Raw genomic sequence first — 19,628 nt, forward strand, 5'->3', positions numbered from 1 at the left:
ACAACATGACCAGCCGTTTTATGCTGATATTCGCCGCGATTAGCGGCTTTATCTTTGTGGCTCTGGGCGCCTTTGGCGCGCATGTCTTAAGTCAATCGCTCGGCGCGGCGGAGATGGCCTGGATCCATACCGGCCTGGAGTATCAGGCCTTCCATACCCTGGCGATTTTTGGTCTGGCGGTGGCGATGCAGCGTCGGATCAGTATCTGGTTCTACTGGAGCAGCGTATTTCTGGCGTTAGGGACCGTGCTGTTCAGCGGCAGCCTCTATTGTCTGGCGCTCTCTCATTTACGTCTGTGGGCGTTCGTGACCCCGGTGGGCGGCGTAAGCTTCCTCGCCGGTTGGGTTTTAATGTTAATTGGTGCAATTCGTCTGAAACGTAAGGGCGTTGTTCATGAATAAGGTTGTCCTCTATTGTCGCCCTGGTTTTGAGAAAGAGTGCGCAGCAGAAATTACCGATAAGGCAGCCCGCCTTGAGGTGTTTGGTTTTGCCCGGGTCAAAGAAGACTCTGGCTATGTAATTTTTGAAGGTTATCAGCAGGACGACGGCGAGAAGCTGGTGCGCGATCTGCCGTTCAGCTCGCTGATTTTCGCCCGTCAGATGTTTGTGGTCGGCGAACTGCTGCGCGACCTGCCGCCGGAGGATCGCATAACCCCGATCGTCGGCATGCTGCAGGGCGTGGTGGAGAAGGGGGGCGAGCTGCGTGTGGAAGTGGCGGATACCAACGAAAGCAAAGAGCTGATGAAGTTCTGCCGCAAGTTTACGGTGCCGTTACGCGCGGCGCTGCGCGAGGCGGGCGTGCTGACCAACTATGAAACGCCAAAGCGACCGGTGGTGCATGTGTTCTTTATCGCCCCCGGCTGCTGCTATACCGGCTACTCATACAGCAACAACAACTCACCGTTCTATATGGGCATTCCGCGGCTGAAGTTTCCGTCCGACGCCCCGAGCCGTTCCACCCTCAAGCTGGAAGAGGCGTTCCACGTTTTTATTCCGGCGGACGAGTGGGACGAGCGTCTGGCGAACGGCATGTATGCCGTCGATCTCGGCGCCTGCCCGGGCGGCTGGACCTATCAGCTGGTGAAGCGCAACATGTGGGTCTCTTCGGTCGATAACGGCCCGATGGCCCAGAGCCTGATGGATACCGGCCAGGTGACCTGGCTGCGCGAAGACGGTTTCCGCTATCGTCCGAACCGCAACAACATCTCGTGGATGGTCTGCGATATGGTGGAGAAACCGGCGAAGGTGGCGGCGCTGATGGCGCAGTGGCTGGTCAACGGCTGGTGCCGGGAGACCATCTTCAACCTCAAGCTGCCGATGAAAAAGCGCTATGAAGAGGTGTCGCAGAATCTGGCCTATATTCAGGCCCAGCTGGACGAGCACGGCGTTAACGCCCAGATCCAGGCGCGTCAGCTGTATCACGATCGTGAAGAAGTGACCGTTCACGTGCGCCGCCTGTGGGCCGCCGTCGGCGGACGTCGCGACGAGCGTTAATCCTTCCCCCTCAGGCCGGAGACGCGTGCGCGTCCTCCGGCCTTCCCCTTAAGGCTGCGGCGCATCCGACACAATATGCGTCACGTCATCCAGATGACCAATCCTCGCCTCGCCGGAGCGGTTGAACTTGCTTTTGTCGATCAGCAGTAGCGACTGCGCCGCCCGCTTAAGCAGGATCGATTTGAAGTCGGCATTGAACGCATTGGAGTCCCACAGCGCGCCCTGCGGGTCGATGCCTTCGCAGGAAAAAATAAACAGATCGATCTCCAGCGATTTCAGCTGGGAAATCAGCGCCGGGTTCACGTAGCAGCCATATTTCCGCTGCAGAGTGCCGCCGGAGCAGGTGAGCGTGATCTGGTCGCGTTTGGCCAGCTCCTGGCAGATGGGCTGGCTGTTGGTAAAGACGTGCAGCGGGCGGTCCGGCAGCTGGCGGGCGAGATACCAGCAGGTGGAGCTGGCATCGAGGGCGATCACCATCCCTTCGTCAATCCAGGCCAGCGCTTCGCGGGCGATGTCGGCTTTATGCGCGTAATGGCTTTTCAGGCGCATGTGGAAAGGATCGCCGCTGTCCTGGCTGCGCTGGTGGATCACTTTGGCCCGGCCGTGGTTACGCAGCACTTTGCCCTGCGCCTGCAGCTCGCTCAGATCGCGGCGAATAGTTTCCCTGCTGACGTTGAGCTGTTTTGACAACGTTTCGGTGGTCAGGCTGCTGTGGGTGATCAGGAGATCGACGATCGCCTGCTGGCGGGCTGCTTTCATTTATTCTCATCCCATCATTGATTGAGCGTCTGCATCAGGCAGACGCTCCGGCATGAGATTACGGCGTGACTCCTTTTTTTAAAAGGATATTTCCGTACTTAGCGCACTCTCCTGTGATAACGATCGCAAAGGCTTTTTGCGCCCGGTCGTAGAAGGCAAAGCGGTCAATCCGCACGATATCCGGGCAGGGGGCCTGCGCCGATAGCGCCTGCCGATAGCGCTGTTCCACCGTCGGGTCGAGCGCATCGCCTTCGACGGCGGCCATCATCACCACCGGCGGCGCATAGCTGTCTAATTCGAACAGCGGGATAATCGCCTGCAGCAGATCGCTGACTCGCAGGCCATCGGCGCGGATCACCTGCGGCCCCATGCTGTGCGCCGGGAAATGGGCATCGGAAAAAATGATTTCATCCCCATGGCCCATTTCGGCCAGCACTTTCAGTAGTTCCGGCGATATCAGCGGGGAAATGGTTTTGAGCATCTCAGGCTTCCTCTATCAGTTCAGGTTCAGTTTGCGGCCAGAAATAGCGGTAGCGGTACGCGACCTGCGCTCTGGCCTGTTCTGGCGAAGAGAACTCGCCCACGCCATACCAGCCAAACATCGCCGCGCCGGCCACGGTGGTTTCGGCATCGTCGAGGACTTTGATCGGTATCCCGAGTCGGTTGGCCTTGATCTGGTTCCATAGCGCGTTGCGGCTGCCGCCGCCCACCAGCAGCAGCTCTTTCGCCCTGAAGCCGCCGATTTTTTCCAGGGTTTGCAGATGCTGCGCCAGCTGATCGCTTAACCCCTCCAGCGCGGCGCGGTAAAAATGGCCGCGGGTGGTGTTGAGCGTGACGCCCTGCCAGCCGGCGTGCTGGCTGGCGAGCAGGTCGCACTGCATCCTGACGCCCTGGGCGCCGGGCGGGATCGCCTGCGCTTCGTCAATCAGCGTCTGCCATGGGGTGTCAGCGCTCCACAGCAGTTTGCGCACCCACTCGAGCACGCCGGAGGCCAGCCACTGCATCCCCGGGTTATAGCGGCCCGGCTGGCTGTCCAGCTCGCAGGTGGAGCCGCTGTAGTCACAGAGCAGCGAGGTGTCGACCTGCGCGCTGCGTACCATCAGGATCTCCCAGGTCCCGGAGGAGAGCACCGGCTCATCCTGCCCGGCGCCGGCGCCAAACAGAGCGAACTGGGTGTCATGCCCGGCCGAGATAACCGGGATCCCGACGGGGAGGCCCAGCAGCGCAGCGGCCTCCGGCAGCAGGGTGCCGATCGGCAGGCCTGCTTCAACCAGCCGCGGGAACAGGCGGCGCGGCAGGTCGGTCGCCTGCAGGATCGGCGCGCTGAAATCGCGCTGCCGGAGATCGAGCATCTGGCTGGTGCCCGCCATGGTGAGGTCGGTGGTGAACTCCCCGGTCAGCCGATGGTTGATGAGCGATGAAATAAAAAGCCAGGCATGGGCCTGCGCCAGCAGCTGCGGGTGGTTCTCTTTCAGCCACACCAGCTTATACAGGGTGTTGAACGCAAACGCGCCGACGCCGGCTATCTGCTGTAGCTGGCGCGCGGGCATATACTGGCTGATTTTCTCCATCACCGCCGCGGTGCGCGGGCATTTCCAGCTGATGATCGGATACAGCAGGGCGCCCTGCTCATCCACCAGCGCGCCATCGACGCCAAAGGTCGTGACGGTAATGCCGCGCACCGTGCAGGAGGCCAGCTGGTCATGGATCTGCCGACAGCAGTCGGCAAAGCGCTGCATAATGGCCTCCAGCGACCACTGGTGCCAGTCGCTTTTTTCCGCCGCGATGTCGCTGGCGTTCGCCGTTGCGGCGCGGGCGATAATGTTCCCTTGTCGATCCACGGCCATCGCCCGCACGTTCGTGGCGCCGCAGTCGAGGACCAGGATAACGTCTTGCTTCATAGTGACTCCCGAAACAACATTGCCGGATGGCGCAGCGCTTATCCGGCCTACAGACCGCGCGCGTCTGTAGGCCAGGTAAGCCTGCGCCTCCGGGCGAAACCAACCTGTTAACGCTTATACAGCGGCCCGTAGTTCTGGCAGGCGCGGTAGTCCTGGCCCTCGATATCCATGCCGTGCGCGGCCCAGGCGGAGGGGCGGTAGATTTTCGCCGCTTCCACGTTGTGCATGCAGACCGGAATACGCAGCATGGCGGCGAGGGTAATGAAATCCGCGCCGACATGGCCGATGGTCAGCACGCCGTGGTTGGCGCCCCAGTTAGCCATGACCGAGTACACATCGCTGAACGGGCCTTTGCCGGTCAGGCGCGGGGCAAACCAGGTGGTGGGCCAGGTGGAGTTGGTGCGGGCGTCGAGTTGGTCGTGCATCGCTTTGGGCAGCGCTACGCTCCAGCCTTCGGCAATTTGCAGCACCGGCCCCAGACCTTTGATGATGTTCACCCGGGTCATGGTGAACGGCACGCCGCCTTCGGTCAGGAAGCGGGAAGAGAAGCCGCCGCCGCGGAAGTATTCGTGGATCGCCGGGCACCATTCGGTCGCCGCGAGGCAGGCATCCGCCTCGCTCTGCTCAATCTCCCAGTGGGGTTTCATCGTCGGATTGCCCTGCGCGTCGCGCTGCTGGCAGGAGCCGTCCAGCGCCGCAGAGCCGGAGTTAATCAGGTGAATGATGCCGTGCTCCGCCCGCCCGGTGAGCGGCTGCCCGGTGACCCGTTCAACGGCATCCGGCGACCAGTAGGTGCGTACGTCGGCAAACACCTGGGCGGTGCCGGTGAGCTGATGGCCCATCAGCATGGCCACGCCGTTGAGGCTGTCGTTTTCGGTAGCGACGACAAACGGTTCGCGCACCCCGTTCCAGTCAAAAGAGCTGTTGAGCAGCGCTTCGGCGGTATCGCCATTGGGGTATTGATCGGTCCAGTGGCGCTGACCCTGGAAACCGGCGGCGATGGCGTTGTAACCCAGCGACTCCTCCACCAGCCCTTTTTCTGCGAGCTTCGGGTTGCCCTGCATCATGTCGCGGATGCACATCGCCATCAGCAGGCTCTCTTTCAGCACCGCGCGGCTCTGCGTTTCATTGCGCTTATACTGCTCAGCGTTCTGATCTTCGCCGTAGCGGAAGTGTTTATCCGCCCACGCCAGCGCCATCTCCAGCTCGGTTTCATCATAGATTTTTTGATCGATTCGCCGGCGCAGCTCCGTCATGTCGACAGCCTGCACCTTCATGCCGAGCCAGGACTCAAAAAAGTTGTGGTCGACGATAGATCCGGCGATGCCCATTGAGACGCCGCCCAGCGACAGATAGCTTTTCCCTTTCATACTGGCGACAGCCAGGCCGGCGCGAGCGAAGCGCAACAGCTTTTCTTCGACATCCGCTGGGATCGACGTGTCATCGGCATCCTGCACGTCATGTCCGTAGATGGAGAACGCCGGGATCCCTTTCTGGCTATGGGCCGCCAGCGCCGCGGCCAGATAGACCGCCCCCGGACGCTCGGTGCCGTTAAAGCCCCAGATGGCCTTCGGGCGCAGCGGATCCATGTCGATGGTTTCGCTGCCGTAGCACCAGCAGGGGGTGACGGTGATGGTGACGCCGACGTTCTGGCTGCTGAATTTCTCTTCACAGGCGGCCGACTCGGCCATGCCGGCGATGCAGGTATCGGCAATCACGCACTCCACCCGGGCGCCGCAGGCGTGGCGCAGTTTCTCGCTGATAAGCGCGGCGGTGGCTTTCGCCATGTTCATGGTTTGCGCTTCCAGCGACTCGCGGACCCCCATGCGACGACCATCGATTACCGGACGAATACCGATCTTCGGTAAGCTGATTTTTTTCATTACAGATCCCTCAGGTTATGCGGATAACAGGTTTAGTTCGTCGCCGCTTGTGAACGGAAACGGGCAAAAATAAAGATGATGGCGAAGCACAGCGCCGGGACCAGTTCGGCGGTCGGGATATTGCCGGCGGCGTCGCTGACAAAGCCCATCACCGGGGTAACGATCCCGCCGCCGATAATGGTCATGACGATAAATGACGAGCCATATTTGGTGTCCTGGCCCAGATGCTTAATCCCCAGCGAGAAGATGGTCGGGTACTGAATGGACATAAAGGCGCTGCACAGGGTCAGGGCCAGCAGACCGACGTGGCCGCCGCTGAAGGCGGAGAGCAAACAGAGCAGCATGGCGATAAACGCATAGATAGCGAGCACGTTGTGCGGCGCGAAGCGGCGGATAAGCCAGGTGCCGGTAAAACGGCCGATAAAGAAGCAGACCATGGTGGCGGTCAGGTAGTTGGCGGCGAAACCGGCCGTCATGCCCGGGATCTCTTCGATAGCGTAGCGAATCAGGTAGCTCCAGCAGGCGGTTTGCGCGCCGACGTAGCAGAACTGGGCCAGTACCGCCCAGCGCCAGTGGCGGATGCGCATCAGGCGCGTCAGCGAGGCGAAAAAAGTGCTCTGCGCGCTGTCGCTGTGGTCATCGCTTTGCAGGGAGGGGAAGCGGGTGCAGACGATCAGCAGGGCGACCAGCAGGACAATGGCCACGATAATCATATAGGGGGTTTGTACCGACAGGACCAGACTGTGCTTCCAGGCGCTGAGCTGTTCCGGCGTCATTTTATCCAGCACCTCCTGCGGCTGATGCGGGACGTTAGACAAAATAAGACTCTGGCCAAATACCACGGCAATAATGGCGCCGAATGAGTTAAAGGTCTGGGCCAGATTAAGGCGGAAGTGACCGCCGCTTTCCGGACCGAGGACGGTGACAAACGGGTTGGCCGCGGTTTCCAGACAGCCAAGCCCGGCAGCGATAATAAATAATCCAATGAGAAATAAGGTGTAATTCATCACTTCGGCGGCAGGCCAGAACAGCGCGGCGCCGCAGGCATATAAAAACAGCCCCGTAAGGATGCCGGCTTTGTAGCTGAATTTTTTCATCAACATCCCGGCGGGGATGGGAATAATAAAATAGCCAAAGTAAAAGGCCGATTGAATTAATCCGGCCTGGAAGTTAGTCAGGGTAAAGGCCTGTTGAAATTGCGGTAATAAAATATCATTCAGATTATTTGCCACGGCCCACAGAAAAAAGAGGGAGCACAGCAGAGCGAAAGGAATAATGTAGCTCTTACTCTGCCCGCTCTCCATGGCGCGGTAACTTTGCGTTGGTATCGTTGTGTTTCCCATAGCGTCCTCATCAGTTCAGAAGCATTTACAACAGCATTCAGGGCGCAGTCTGGTGCTGCAGCAGACCGCAAAATTAAGTGAGCTCAGGTGACGCGCCGGTGAGTGAAATGAAAGTCACGGCGGAACTCATGGCTTCATTTTCAAATAAAAACCGCCTGTTAATATGATGATGGTCACACTTAACGTACTGTGGGCCATTTTATGTGATTATTGTCACTTTAATTTTTCAAAAACGCTGACCGTTTGAGAAAATAAATTCACAAAACCACAACGCTAATGACCGAATGAATATATATCGTGGAAAACGGGCAAATGTTACAAAGAAATAAAATGCCCGCTTGATGAAATATTATTAAGAACGGGCATTTTAATCTCTCTCGTAATGGGCATGGTTGCTTTATTCATGGCGGAATAATTGACGCGGCTCACAAAAAATAATCATGAAAATTCCCCTTTGAATATTCAGGTTGATGATGAAGACCATTATTCACCCTATCCCACGGTAGCCGACGATATTTCTGTTGCCCTGCCGTTGATGGATGATGAGTCACCAAAAGAGGAACGCAATGGAAAGAAACAGACTGGCCCGGCAGATTATCGATACCTGCCTGGAAATGACCCGCCTGGGGTTAAATCAGGGGACCGCCGGCAATGTCAGCGTGCGCTATCAGGGAGGAATGCTGATCACCCCTACCGGTATCCCATATGAAAAGCTGACGGAAGACAAGATCGTCTTTATTGATGCCGACGGCCAGCATGAGCAGGGAAAACTGCCCTCCAGCGAATGGCGTTTTCATCAGGCGGCCTACCAGACGCGACCCGATGCCCAGGCGGTGGTCCACAATCACGCTGTCCATTGTACGGCGGTGTCGATCCTCAACCGGCCCATCCCGGCCATCCACTATATGATCGCCGCGGCTGGCGGGAATTCGATCCCCTGCGCGCCCTATGCCACCTTCGGCACCCGCGAACTGTCTGAGCATGTCGCGGTGGCGCTGAAGCACCGCAAAGCCACGCTGCTGCAGCATCACGGCCTGATCGCCTGCGAGGCCAGCCTGGAGAAAGCGCTCTGGCTGGCGCATGAAGTGGAGGTCCTGGCCCAGCTCTACCTCAGTACGCTGGCGATTACCGACCCGGTCCCGGTGCTGGATGACGAGGCGATCGCCATCGTGCTGGAGAAGTTCAAAACCTACGGATTACGCATTGAAGAGTGATGCCGCAACGCTAACAGGAGAGCCACGATGGCAAACAGAATGATCCTCAATGAAACGGCATGGTTTGGCCGGGGGGCGATAAACGCATTAACCGATGAAGCGGCGCGGCGCGGCTATCGTAAAGCATTGATCGTCACCGACAGCACTCTCGCCCGCTGCGGCGTGGCGGCGAAAGTCACCGACAAACTGGATGCCGCCGGGCTGGCATGGGATATGTTCAGCGACGTGATCCCTAACCCGACCATCGCCGTGGTCCAGCAGGGGCTGCAGGCCTTTCAACGCAGCGGGGCGGATTACCTGATCGCCATCGGCGGCGGTTCGCCGCAGGATACCTGTAAGGCGATCGGTATTATTCAGCGTAATCCGGAATTCGCCGATGTCCGTAGCCTCGAGGGGCTGTCGCCCACCCGTCAGCCCAGCGTGCCGATCTTCGCGGTGCCGACCACCGCGGGTACCGCGGCGGAGGTGACGATTAACTATGTCATCACCGATGAAGAACAGCGGCGCAAATTCGTCTGTGTCGACCCGCACGATATTCCGCAGGTGGCCTTTATCGATGCCGATATGATGGACGCTATGCCGCCGGCGCTGAAGGCGGCTACCGGCGTGGACGCCCTGACGCATGCTATCGAAGGGTACCTCACTCGCGGCGCCTGGGCTTTGACCGATGCTCTGCACCTCAAGGCCATCGAGATCATCGCCGGCGCGCTGCGCGGCTCGGTTGCCGGAGACGCCGGCGCGGGGGAAGCTATGGCGCTCGGCCAGTATGTGGCGGGGATGGGATTTTCCAACGTCGGGCTCGGGCTGGTGCACGGTATGGCGCATCCGCTCGGCGCTTTTTACAACACGCCGCACGGCGTGGCGAATGCCATCCTGCTGCCGCACGTGATGCGCTTTAATGCTGAGGCGACCGGGGAAAAATATCGCGACATCGCCCGGGCGATGGGCGTCAGGGTGGAAGCGTTAAGCCTGACCGCCGCGCGCGAGGCGGCAGTAGAGGCGGTCTGCCAGCTTAACCGCGATGTCGGTATTCCCGGCCATCTGCGCGAGGTGGGCGTCAGGAAAGAGGATATTCCGGCGCTGGCCCAGGCGGCGCTGGCGGATGTGTGTACCGGCGGCAACCCGCGCGAGGCGAGCCTGGCGGATATCGTCGGGTTATATCAGGCGGCCTGGTGATTGCCTGGCCCGGGTAAAGCAGGCCGTTACCCTGCACCGGCGCACCTCTTAACGATGGTCAGCGCGTCAGCCGCAGCTGCTGCAGATTGCCGTCCAGCTGGAGGTCGGTCTGCAGGCGGGCCACCTCCCGGCAGGTGAAGGCCATCTCCTGATGCGCGGCCAGCTTTTTGCGCCACTTCTCCGGGACCTCGGCCAGGCGGGCGTACAGCCCCTCCAGGTCCTGAAACTCGTTCAGCAGCTGGGCGGCGCTTTTGGGGCCAATGCCCGCCACGCCCGGCACCTTCGAGCTGCTGATCCCCGCCAGCCCCCAGTAATCCGCCAGCTGCTCCGGGGTGACGCCGAACTCGCTGGCGATGAAGGGGGCGTCCAGCCAGCGCTTCTGAAAGTAGTCGCGGATGCGGATGGTGGGCGACAGCAGCTGGCAGTAGCCTTTGTCGGTGGAGACAATGGTGGCCTGATGGCCCGCCTGGGCCACCTTCACCGCCAGGGTGGCGGCGAGATCGTCTGCTTCGCTGCCCGGCGAGGCCCAGCAGCGGATCCCCCGCTGTTCGAAAGCGGCCCGCAGCGCCGGCATCTCGGCCACCAGCGTCTCCGGCATCGGCGCGCGGCCGGCTTTGTACTCCGGCAGGCGCTGGTGACGCCAACCGTGGGCGCGATCCTCATCGTCGAACACCGCCACCGCATGGGTGGGCTGACTGTGGACGATCAGCTGCTCCAGGGCATGCAGGCAGGTATCGACGCAGGGTGAACCCTGCACCGCGTGAATGCGGCGGATTAGATTTAACGCGTCGACGATTAACAGATGAACAGCCACAGATACCCCCCTTATTCTCAGCGTCTTTAGGGTAACATCGCCATCAGATCGAGGCTATCTGCGCCTGAACAATCAGGAAGATAACGCGCAAATTTCGCTAACTGACCGCCATCAGCGGTCTGATGACGTCCGGCGCGGGTTCGCCGTACCACACCGCTTCGCGCACCGGGACCGGTTTGGCGATAAGCCCGAGGGCGTAAAAGCGATCGGCGATGGTCTGCTGGGCGCGGATCACCGACAGATCCATCGGCCGCGGGCGATGGCTGCGGCGGGCGAGGGCCATGCTCAGCGACCGGGCGTCGATCCCCAGCTCTGCCGAGAGTAAGCGGGCCGCTTCGCCGCGATGCGAGTCGATAAACTGCCCGGTGTGGGTCAGCTCCGTCAGCAGGCGGCGCATGATATCGCCATGCTGAGCGAGGTAGTCCCGTCGCGAAAGATAAAACTGATGGTTGTTGACCCGGCCTTCGCCGCTGGCGACCACCCGCAGCTCGCCGGTGTGTTCGGCGTCGCTGAGCAGCGGATCCCACATCATCCAGGCGTCAACCGCCAGATAGTCGCTGGCGGTCAGCGGATATTTCGGCGGGGTATAGACCACCCGCACATCGTTCAGACCCAGGCCGGCGTCCTCGAGGATCTGCAGCAGCAGCCAGTGGACATTCGACCCTTTATTGAGGGCGATGCGTTTACCGCGCAGATCGCTGAGCTGGCGAATGTCGCTCTCCTGCGGGACGACCATCGCCACGCTGCGCGGCGCCGGCGGCTCCCACGCCACGTACATCAGTTCACTATTGCTGGCCTGGGCAAACACCGGCGGCGCTTCTCCGGTGGTGCCGAAGTCGATCTCGTTGCAGGCGAGGGCGTGGAGGAGCTGCGGTCCGGCAGGAAACTCACTCCACAGCACGTTGACGCCGAGGCTGGCGAAGGCGGTTTCCAGACTCTGACGGGCTTTCAGGATCCCGAGGCTGCCGAAGCGCTGGTAGCCAATGCGCAGTTCGCGATCGGCCCCGGCTGCGTTGGCGAACGCCCGCGGCGGCGCAGGCGGGCGGCGGCGGCTTTTGATCAGCCCGAGGTTAGCGAGCTGGGTGCGCAAGGTATGCCGGCTGATCCCCAACAGCGCGGCCGCCTGGCTCTGGTTATCGTCGCAATGTGCCATGGCGTGGCGAATCAGGGCGCTGGTCACTCGCTGCCACAGCGGCTCGCCGGGAAGCGCCAGCTGGTGGCGAATAAAGTCGTCCAGTTCATGATCGCTCGCCGGCCCCGGGGCGTCGTTGAGCGTCGCCAGGCGCAGCTGGGCAGGACTGATCTCCTCTTCTTTACTGAGCAGCACCGCGTTGTGCAGGGTGTTTTCCAGCTCACGAATATTACCCGGCCACGCATAGTCCATCAGCCGGGCCAGCGACTCCGGCGCCAGACGCAGGGTTGGCCGGCCGAGGCGGCGGGCATAGAGCGATAAAAAGTGGTGAGCCAGCTGCGGGATATCCTGCCGACGCTGGCGCAGCGGCGGCAGCGGCACCACCGCGATATTCAGCCGATAGTAGAGATCTTCGCGAAAGCGGCGCTCGCGGATTGCCTGGGCCAGGTCGACGTGAGTGGCGGCAATCACCCGGACATTCACTTTAATCGCTTTGCGCGAGCCGACGCGGGTAATTTCGCGCTCCTGCAGCACCCGTAACAGCTTGACCTGCAGGGGCAGGCTTAATTCGCCGATCTCGTCCAGCAGCAGCGTCCCCCCTTCCGCGGCTTCAAACCAGCCGGGCTGTCCCTGCTGCGCGCCGGTGAAGGCGCCTTTCTCATGGCCGAACAGTTCGGCTTCGGCAAGGCTCTCGGTTAGCGCGCCGCAGTTAACGGCCAGAAACGGCTGCTGGCGGCGGGGACTGTGGTGATGGAGATAGCGGGCCACCACCTCCTTGCCGGTGCCGGTTTCGCCCACGATCAGCACGGTAGCCTCCGTCGGCGCGAGCTTGTCCAGCAGGCTCTGGAAAGCCTTCGATGCCGGGTCGATCAGCGCGGGCGCGGTGGAAGGGGATTCTGGGTTCAGCATAGCGGGCCTCCGGTCGTTGACCTCCTGAACTTATCCTGCGGCGGCGGCGGAAACCAGAGGGGGAAAGGCCGACGGCTGTTGCAAATGCGCCAGCGGATGCGCGGCGGCTGCGGGATTTGCAACAGCACGACGCGCGTGGGATGTTTTCAATTCCTTGATTTTAAAAATGTAATTTTTTATTCACCATTGGCATGATTATCGCTAACACTCATATAACCAAATTAAAACTTCTCTTCGATAAATATCGGATATGGTTATATAGGAAATAGATAATGACGCAGCAAGTTCCCGACAAGATCAATGTCTTCTGGTTCTTACCTACCCATGGCGATGGCCGCTATCTGGGCACCACCGAGGGTGGACGTCCGGTCGATTTACCTTATCTGCAGCAGGTGGCGCTGGCGGCCGACAGCCTGGGTTATTACGGCGTGCTGATCCCCACCGGTAAAAGCTGTGAAGATTCGTGGCTGGTGGCCTCGGCGCTGGCGCCGTTGACCCGCCGTCTGCGCTATCTGGTGGCGGTCAGACCGGGTCTGCAGCCGCCCACTCTGGCGGCGCGGATGGCGGCCACCCTCGACCGTTTATCGGAAGGACGGCTGCTGATCAATGTCGTCACCGGTGGCGACCCGGTGGAAAACAAAGGCGATGGCATCTTTCTCAGTCACAGCGAACGCTACCAGGTGACTCGCGAATTTCTCGACGTTTACTCCCGCCTGCTGCGCGGGGAGAAAGTGGACTATCACGGGGAGCATATTCATGTCGAGGGGGCGGAAGTGCTGTTTCCGCCGGTTCAGGAGAATGGCCCGCCGCTGTACTTCGGCGGCTCTTCTGAGGCGGCTATCGATGTGGCGGCCGAACAGATCGACAGTTATCTAACGTGGGGCGAACCGCCGGAACTGGTGGCGGAGAAGCTGGCGGTGGTGCGCGAGCGCGCCGCGGCCCGCGGGCGCACCCTGCAATATGGCATCCGTCTGCACGTCATCGTGCGCGAAACGGAAGAGGAGGCGTGGGCCGCCGCCGACCGGCTGATCGCCCATCTTGACGACGACACCATCGCTCAGGCGCAAAAGATCTTCGCCCGCATGGACTCGGCTGGCCAGGCGCGGATGAGCGCCCTGCATCAGGGATCGCGCGACAATCTGCGTATTGCCCCTAATCTGTGGGCCGGCGTCGGGCTGGTGCGCGGCGGCGCGGGTACCGCGCTGGTGGGTAATCCTCAGCAGGTGGCGGAGCGCATCCGCGAATATCAGGCGCTCGGCATCAGCAATTTTATCTTTTCCGGCTACCCGCATCTGGAAGAGGCACACCGCTTCGCTGAGCTGGTGATGCCTCTGCTGCCGCTGGAAAACGCGGCCTCGTCGAAGGCGCGCAGCGTGAACACCGGTCCCTTTGGCGAAACCATCGGCGGCGATAAGCGCCCGGTGCGCCAGGCCAGCGCCAGCTGATGGCCAGGAGCGCGACCATGAGACAGCATACCGGAGGAGGGCGGCGATGAGTGCAGAACCGCATATCGTGATTATCGGCGGCGGCTTTAGCGGCGCGGCGGTGGCGATTGAGCTGCTGCGCCTGGCGCCGAACGGGGTGCGCGTGACGCTGCTGGAGCCGCGTCAGACTCCCGGCGCCGGGGTGGCCTACTCCACCGCGGAGCCGACGCACCGGATTAACGTCCCGGCCGCCCGTATGCAACTGACCGGTGATGAAGAGGGCGCCTTCGATCGCTGGTACCGCCGTCAGCCTGCCTTTGCCGCCGATGCGCAGGCGCTGCGCCCGGACGGTTCCGTCTACCCTCAGCGCGGCCAGTTTGGTCGCTATGTGGCACAGCGTTTTTCCGACGCCGCGGCCGCCAGCGGCGGACGGCTGCGCCACCTGCGCGATCGGGCGTTCGCTTTTCATCAGGGGACGGTTAGCACTGAGGGCGGACTGCAGCTTAAGGCCGACCTGCTGGTGCTGGCGATCAGCCATCCACCGCCTTCGCTGCCGGCGCAGGCCGAAGCCTGGCGTCACCATCCGGCGCTGATTGCCAACCCGTGGCAGCTTGGCGCGCTCGACGCCATCACCCCGCACGCCCGGGTGGCGGTGATGGGCACCGGATTAACCATGGCCGATACGGTCGCGACGCTGGACCGGTTGGGCCACCGCGGCAGTATCATCGCCTTTTCGCGCCACGGCCTGCTGTCGCGCGGCAACCTTAGCGGCGCGGGGGCAACCTGGCCTGGCGACTATCAGCAGGGCAGCCTGCGCCAGCGCCTGCGCCAGATCCGCCTCGACGTCGCGTATGCGGCGCAGCAGGGCCTGAGCTGGCAGGTGGTGCTGGATGCGGTTCGTCAGCAGGGGCAACGGATCTGGCAGGCGCTCAGCGTCGCCGATCGCCAGCGTTTTCTGCGCCATCTGCGCCATTACTGGGATGTCCACCGCTACCGCGTGGCGCCGCAGGTCGCCGAGGTGCTGGAGGCGCGCCAGCGCACGGGCAGTCTGCAGGTGCAGGCGGCCAGGCTACTGTCGATGAGCGCTGAAGGCGAGACGCTGCGTCTGACGCTGGCGCGGCGCGGCGGCGGCGTGCAAACCCTGAGCGTCGATCATCTGATCCTGACGACCGGACCCGCGCACCGTGCCCTAACCGACAGCCAGCCATTTTTACAGGACCTCGCCCGCTGCGGCCTGATTCGCGCCGATGCCTTCGGCATGGGCCTGGAGGTGGACAGCCGTTCCCGGGCAGTGGCTGATCCGCAGGTTGAGGCGCTGCCGGTGCTGGTGGCCGGTCCGGCCGCCCGCGGGCGTTTTGGCGAACTGATGGGCCTGCCGCAGGTAGCCGACCATGCCGCTGAGGTGGCGGCGCAAGCGTTACTCACGCTCGGGATCCCGCAGGACTCCCGATGTCCAGCGTACTGAATACCTCCCTTTACCTTCCCTGATTCATTTTGCCGCGTGCGCCCCGGCGACGGGCCGCGCTATGGAGATTGCTATGTCATCACAACGTGAAATTCGTCTTAACGCTTTCGATATGAACTGCGTCGGCCATCAGTCGCCGGGCCTGTGGGCGCATCCCCGGGATCGCTCCTGGCAGTATAAAGATCTGGAATACTGGGTGGATCTGGCGCGACTGCTGGAGCGCGGCAAGTTCGACGGGCTGTTTATCGCCGACGTGCTTGGCGTCTACGACGTGCTGAACGGCAGCGGCGACGCGGCGATCCGCCAGGCGACGCAGGTGCCGGTCAACGATCCGCTGGCCCTGATCACTCCGATGGCGCTGGTGACGGAGCATCTGGGCTTCGGTCTGACCGCCTCGCTGTCGTTTGAGCATCCTTACCCCTTCGCTCGTCGTCTGTCGACGCTCGATCATCTGACCAAAGGGCGGGTGGGCTGGAATATTGTCACCTCCTATCTGGAGAGCGGGGCGCGCAATATCGGCCAGCAGACCCAGACCGACCATGACACCCGCTATGACTATGCCGATGAGTATTTGCAGGTGATCTATAAGTTGCTGGAGGGAAGCTGGGAGGATGGGGCGGTGCTGCGCGACAGAGAGCGGAAGATCTTCAGCGATCCGCGGAAAATCCATCCCATTAACCATCAGGGACAGTTCTTTTCCGTGCCGGGGATCCACCTCTGCGAGCCATCCCCGCAGCGCACGCCGGTGCTGTATCAGGCGGGGGCGTCCAGCCGCGGCAAACAGTTCGCCGCCGGCCATGCCGAATGCGTCTTCGTCGCAGCGCCGTCGAAGGTGCTGCTGAAGAAGACGGTGGCGGATATTCGCCGCCGGGCAGCTGAGGCGGGGCGCGATCCGCACAGCATCCTGATCTTCAACCTGCAGACGGTAATTGTCGGCGACACCGACCGCGAGGCACAGGCGAAGTGGCAGGAATATAAGCAGTACGTCAGCTATGAAGGCGCGCTGGCGCTGCTCTCCGGCTGGACGGGGATCGATTTCGGCCAGTATCAGCCGGATCAGGTGCTGAAGTATCTGCACACCAACGCCATTCAGTCGGCGGTGGAGGCCTTTTCGACCGCTGATCCGAACCGCCAGTGGACGGTGCAGGCCCTGGCCGATTGGGCGGGGATCGGCGGCTTCGGTCCGCTGGTGGTTGGCAGCGCGCAAACCGTGGCGGACGAGCTGCAGTCCTGGGTCGAAGAGACGGACGTCGATGGCTTTAACCTCGCCTATGCCGTCACTCACGAAACCTTCCGCGACGTCGTCGAGCTGCTGGTGCCTGAGCTGCAAAAGCGCGGCGTCTTTAAGCAGGAGTACCGCGAGGGGACCCTGCGCGAAAAACTGTTCGGCGGCGGCCCGCGTCTGGCCGCGCCTCACCCGGGCGCCAGCTACCGCCGCGATGCGCGCACGGCGGCATCGGTAGAGGAGAAGGTGACATGATCGCTATTGATGACCTGCATAAAAGTTACCGCACGACGGATGGCCGGCTCAGCGCGGTGCTGAAAGGGCTGTCGCTGCAGGTGCCTGAGCGCTCCATCACCGCGGTGGTGGGGCCGAGCGGCGCCGGTAAATCAACCCTGGCGCGCTGCATCAGCCTGCTGGAGCAACCGGACAGCGGCAGCATTCGTATCAATGGCCAGGATCTGTCGGCGCTGTCCGGCGAGGCGCTGCGCCGGGAACGGCGGGCGATTGGCACCGTTTTCCAGTCTTCGGCGCTGTTGAGCCGCAGGACCGCCTGGGAGAATGTCGCCCTGCCGCTGGCGTGGCTTGGTGTGGTGGAGCGCGATATCAAGGCGCGGGTTGGCGAGCTGCTGGAGAGCGTCGGCCTGAGCCACAAAGCGGATGCCTGGCCGGCCCAGCTCTCAGGCGGCCAGCGCCAGCGGATCGGCATTGCCCGCGCGCTGGCGCTGCGCCCGTCCGTTCTGCTGGCGGATGAAGCCACCTCCGGCCTCGATCCTCAGGCCACGGCCTCGGTGCTGGCTCTGCTCAAGCGGCTGCGTGATGAGTACCAGCTGGCGATCGTCCTGATTACCCATGAAATGGACGCGGTGCGCACGGCGGCGGATGCGGTGGCGGAGATCCGCGACGGGACGATCGTCCAGTACGGGCGGATCGAAGATCTGCTGGCGCGTCCCGATTCTCTGCTCGGCCAGCAGCTGTTGCCGCTGACGCCGGCGGCAGCTACCCACAGCGATCTGCTGCTGCGTCTGAGCTACCGCGGGGATGTGCCGGTGGCCACCGACTGGATCAGCCGCCTGAGCCAGCAGTGGGCGCTGCAGATCGATCTCCTTGGCGGTCACGTCGAGGTGATTAATGGTCGGCTGGCCGGTCGCCTGCAGGCCGGAGTGCGCTTTCAGGGCGAACGCCTGTCGCCCGCGCGACTGCAGGGCCTGCTGGCGCAGCTCGGCATAACGGCGGAGATTCTCGACAGTGCGCCGTTGCTCAGGGAGGCGGTATGAAACCGACAGTCATCAGTCAGGATACCCCCTGGGGCGAAATCCCTTCGCTGCTGCTCCCCGCCTATGGCGAAACCTGGCTGATGGTGGCCATTGTGATGCTGTTTGTCGTCACGCTGGGAGGACTGGTGGGGGTGGTGTTGTTTAACGCCTCGCCGCGGGGCTTATTTCCGCACGCACTGCTGTACCGGCTGCTGAACTGGGTGGTCAATATGGGACGTTCGCTGCCGTTTCTGGTGCTGATGGCCGCCATTATCCCGTTCACTTACTGGCTGACCGGCACCACGATTGGCATCCCCGCCGCGGTCGTGCCGATGATCGCCGCCGGCGTCCCGTTCTTTGGCCGTCTGGTGGAGAACGCGCTGCGCGAGTTGCCGGCGGAGGTCACCGCGGTGGGGGTCGTCTGCGGCGGGTCGCGCTGGCAAATCATTGCCAGCGCGCAGCTCAGTGAAGCCATGCCCGCGCTGGTGGCGGCGGTGACGCTAAACCTGGTCTCGATGATCGAGTATTCGGCTATCGCCGGGACCATCGGCGCCGGCGGCATCGGCTACCTGGCCGTGGTGTACGGCTATCAGCGCTTCGACAACCACATCATGATCGCGACGATCGTTGCCCTGATCGCCACGATCCAGTTGATTCAATTTTTGGGTGACCGTCTGGTCAACCGTTTACGCCACACGCAGGGGAACCTTGTATGACAACAGAGCAATTTGAGTTACGTAAAGCGCGGCGCTGGCCCTGGCTGGCGGCGCTGGCGGTGATTATCCTGCTCGCCATCGCCTTCTGGTGGTGGCGGGGACATACCCAAAGCCAGCAGGTGGTCTTCGGCAGCACGTTAAAAATTCACTACGAGCCGGCGATGGCCGGCGAGCAGCGGATCATTGAGTATATTAATCAGCATATTGCGCCCGATTACGGTCTGAAACTGGAGGCGGTGGGGGTGCAGGATCCGGTCCAGGCTGACCGCGCGGTAGCGGAAGGTCAGTATGCCGGGACGATCTATCAGCATCAGTGGTGGCTTAAACAGGTGGTGGACGCTAACGGCTTTGCGCTGTCGACCACGGTGCCGGTGTTCCAGTGGGCGTTTGGCATCTATTCCGACCGCTACTCGTCGGTACAGGCGTTGCCCAACGGCGCGACCATTGTCGTGCCTGACGATGGCGCCAATCAGGGGCAGGCCCTGTGGCTGCTCCAGCGCATTGGGTTGATCTCGCTCGACCCGGCGGTGGAGCCGCGCACGGCGAAGCTGAAAAATATTGTCGGTAACCCGCATCAGTTTGTCTTTAAAGAGCTGGATCTGCTGACCATGCCGCGGGCGTTAAATTCGGTGGATGCCGCCATCGGCTATGTCTCGCAATTTGACGCCGGGAAAGTGCCGCGTGAGAAAGGCATATTATTCCCGCCGGCGCCGCGCACCTTTGCTTCGCAATTAGTGATTGGTACACCGTATTTATCGCAGGAAAATATCGTCAAATTAAAACAGGCTTTTTCTGATCCGCGGATCCAGACGTGGTTAAAAACCACCGATGACCCGCTGGTAAAAGACGTATTAGTTCCAGTGTCCGCGGAATAAGCGTCCTGCACGACGTCTATTTTCGTTGTTATTTATTTCCCTTGA

Annotated in this window: 17 protein-coding genes; 10 read left to right on the top strand and 7 right to left on the bottom strand. The window is 61.8% G+C overall.

Annotated elements, in window-relative coordinates:
- The first annotated feature begins 5 nt into the window (after positions 1 to 5).
- Both ACR809_RS04900 and rlmM read left to right on the top strand, forming a co-directional pair.
- Positions 6 to 401, top strand: coding sequence for a DUF423 domain-containing protein (locus ACR809_RS04900; RefSeq protein WP_002915543.1), 396 nt, complete (start codon positions 6 to 8; stop codon positions 399 to 401).
- Positions 394 to 1,494: a 23S rRNA (cytidine(2498)-2'-O)-methyltransferase RlmM gene (gene rlmM / locus ACR809_RS04905; protein WP_002915541.1), complete on the top strand. Its 1,101-nt coding sequence runs from the start codon at positions 394 to 396 to the stop codon at positions 1,492 to 1,494. The genes ACR809_RS04900 and rlmM overlap by 8 nt, the downstream gene beginning before the upstream one ends.
- A gap of 48 nt (positions 1,495 to 1,542) precedes the next feature.
- On the opposite strand, the gene fucR is transcribed toward rlmM, so the two are convergent.
- The 5 genes from fucR to fucP form a co-directional block, all read right to left on the bottom strand.
- A complete protein-coding gene (fucR, locus tag ACR809_RS04910; RefSeq protein ID WP_004142883.1) occupies positions 1,543 to 2,253 on the bottom strand; it encodes an L-fucose operon activator in 711 nt (236 codons plus the stop codon).
- A 58-nt stretch (positions 2,254 to 2,311) separates the two neighbouring features.
- On the bottom strand, positions 2,312 to 2,734 hold the full coding sequence (gene fucU / locus ACR809_RS04915) for an L-fucose mutarotase (protein ID WP_002915538.1): 423 nt from the start codon (positions 2,732 to 2,734) through the stop codon (positions 2,312 to 2,314).
- A 1-nt stretch (position 2,735) separates the two neighbouring features.
- A complete protein-coding gene (fucK, locus tag ACR809_RS04920; RefSeq protein ID WP_032424263.1) occupies positions 2,736 to 4,154 on the bottom strand; it encodes an L-fuculokinase in 1,419 nt (472 codons plus the stop codon).
- A gap of 107 nt (positions 4,155 to 4,261) precedes the next feature.
- Entirely contained in the window at positions 4,262 to 6,037 is a 1,776-nt protein-coding gene (gene fucI, locus ACR809_RS04925) for an L-fucose isomerase (protein ID WP_023301522.1), read from the bottom strand.
- Positions 6,038 to 6,069: 32 nt separating this feature from the next.
- A complete protein-coding gene (gene fucP, locus ACR809_RS04930) occupies positions 6,070 to 7,380 on the bottom strand; it encodes an L-fucose:H+ symporter permease (protein ID WP_004151076.1) in 1,311 nt (436 codons plus the stop codon).
- Between the two features lie 566 nt (positions 7,381 to 7,946).
- On the opposite strand from fucP, the gene fucA reads away from it, so the two are divergent.
- A complete protein-coding gene (gene fucA / locus ACR809_RS04935; RefSeq protein WP_002915470.1) occupies positions 7,947 to 8,594 on the top strand; it encodes an L-fuculose-phosphate aldolase in 648 nt (215 codons plus the stop codon).
- A 27-nt stretch (positions 8,595 to 8,621) separates the two neighbouring features.
- Positions 8,622 to 9,770: a lactaldehyde reductase gene (fucO, locus tag ACR809_RS04940; protein ID WP_016947549.1), complete on the top strand. Its 1,149-nt coding sequence runs from the start codon at positions 8,622 to 8,624 to the stop codon at positions 9,768 to 9,770.
- 58 nt (positions 9,771 to 9,828) lie between these two features.
- On the opposite strand, the gene xni is transcribed toward fucO, so the two are convergent.
- Both xni and ACR809_RS04950 read right to left on the bottom strand, forming a co-directional pair.
- On the bottom strand, positions 9,829 to 10,584 hold the full coding sequence (gene xni / locus ACR809_RS04945) for a flap endonuclease Xni (RefSeq protein WP_004142871.1): 756 nt from the start codon (positions 10,582 to 10,584) through the stop codon (positions 9,829 to 9,831).
- A 97-nt stretch (positions 10,585 to 10,681) separates the two neighbouring features.
- Positions 10,682 to 12,625, bottom strand: coding sequence for a sigma-54-dependent Fis family transcriptional regulator (locus ACR809_RS04950; RefSeq protein WP_064152039.1), 1,944 nt, complete (start codon positions 12,623 to 12,625; stop codon positions 10,682 to 10,684).
- Positions 12,626 to 12,897: 272 nt separating this feature from the next.
- On the opposite strand from ACR809_RS04950, the gene ssuD reads away from it, so the two are divergent.
- From ssuD to ACR809_RS04980, 6 genes are all read left to right on the top strand, one after another.
- Complete coding sequence (ssuD, locus tag ACR809_RS04955; RefSeq protein ID WP_004205532.1) at positions 12,898 to 14,070, top strand: FMNH2-dependent alkanesulfonate monooxygenase; 1,173 nt, start codon at positions 12,898 to 12,900, stop codon at positions 14,068 to 14,070.
- A 46-nt stretch (positions 14,071 to 14,116) separates the two neighbouring features.
- A complete protein-coding gene (locus ACR809_RS04960; RefSeq protein ID WP_122051085.1) occupies positions 14,117 to 15,514 on the top strand; it encodes an FAD/NAD(P)-binding protein in 1,398 nt (465 codons plus the stop codon).
- Between the two features lie 73 nt (positions 15,515 to 15,587).
- Positions 15,588 to 16,994 carry an LLM class flavin-dependent oxidoreductase gene (locus ACR809_RS04965; RefSeq protein ID WP_064152041.1) on the top strand — a complete coding sequence of 469 codons (1,407 nt, stop codon included), beginning with the start codon at positions 15,588 to 15,590 and terminating at the stop codon, positions 16,992 to 16,994.
- Positions 16,991 to 18,013 (top strand): methionine ABC transporter ATP-binding protein, encoded by a 1,023-nt coding sequence (locus ACR809_RS04970; protein ID WP_080893681.1) that lies wholly within the window; start codon positions 16,991 to 16,993, stop codon positions 18,011 to 18,013. The genes ACR809_RS04965 and ACR809_RS04970 overlap by 4 nt, the downstream gene beginning before the upstream one ends.
- Positions 18,010 to 18,708, top strand: coding sequence for a methionine ABC transporter permease (locus ACR809_RS04975; RefSeq protein WP_002915267.1), 699 nt, complete (start codon positions 18,010 to 18,012; stop codon positions 18,706 to 18,708). Before ACR809_RS04970 ends, ACR809_RS04975 begins: the two co-directional genes overlap by 4 nt.
- Positions 18,705 to 19,583, top strand: coding sequence for a MetQ/NlpA family ABC transporter substrate-binding protein (locus ACR809_RS04980; protein WP_002915265.1), 879 nt, complete (start codon positions 18,705 to 18,707; stop codon positions 19,581 to 19,583). The genes ACR809_RS04975 and ACR809_RS04980 overlap by 4 nt, the downstream gene beginning before the upstream one ends.
- Positions 19,584 to 19,628 lie beyond the last annotated feature (45 nt).

Origin of the sequence: Klebsiella sp. CD33, from assembly GCF_051992865.1 — a bacterium.
Classification (GTDB): domain Bacteria; phylum Pseudomonadota; class Gammaproteobacteria; order Enterobacterales; family Enterobacteriaceae; genus Klebsiella; species Klebsiella pneumoniae.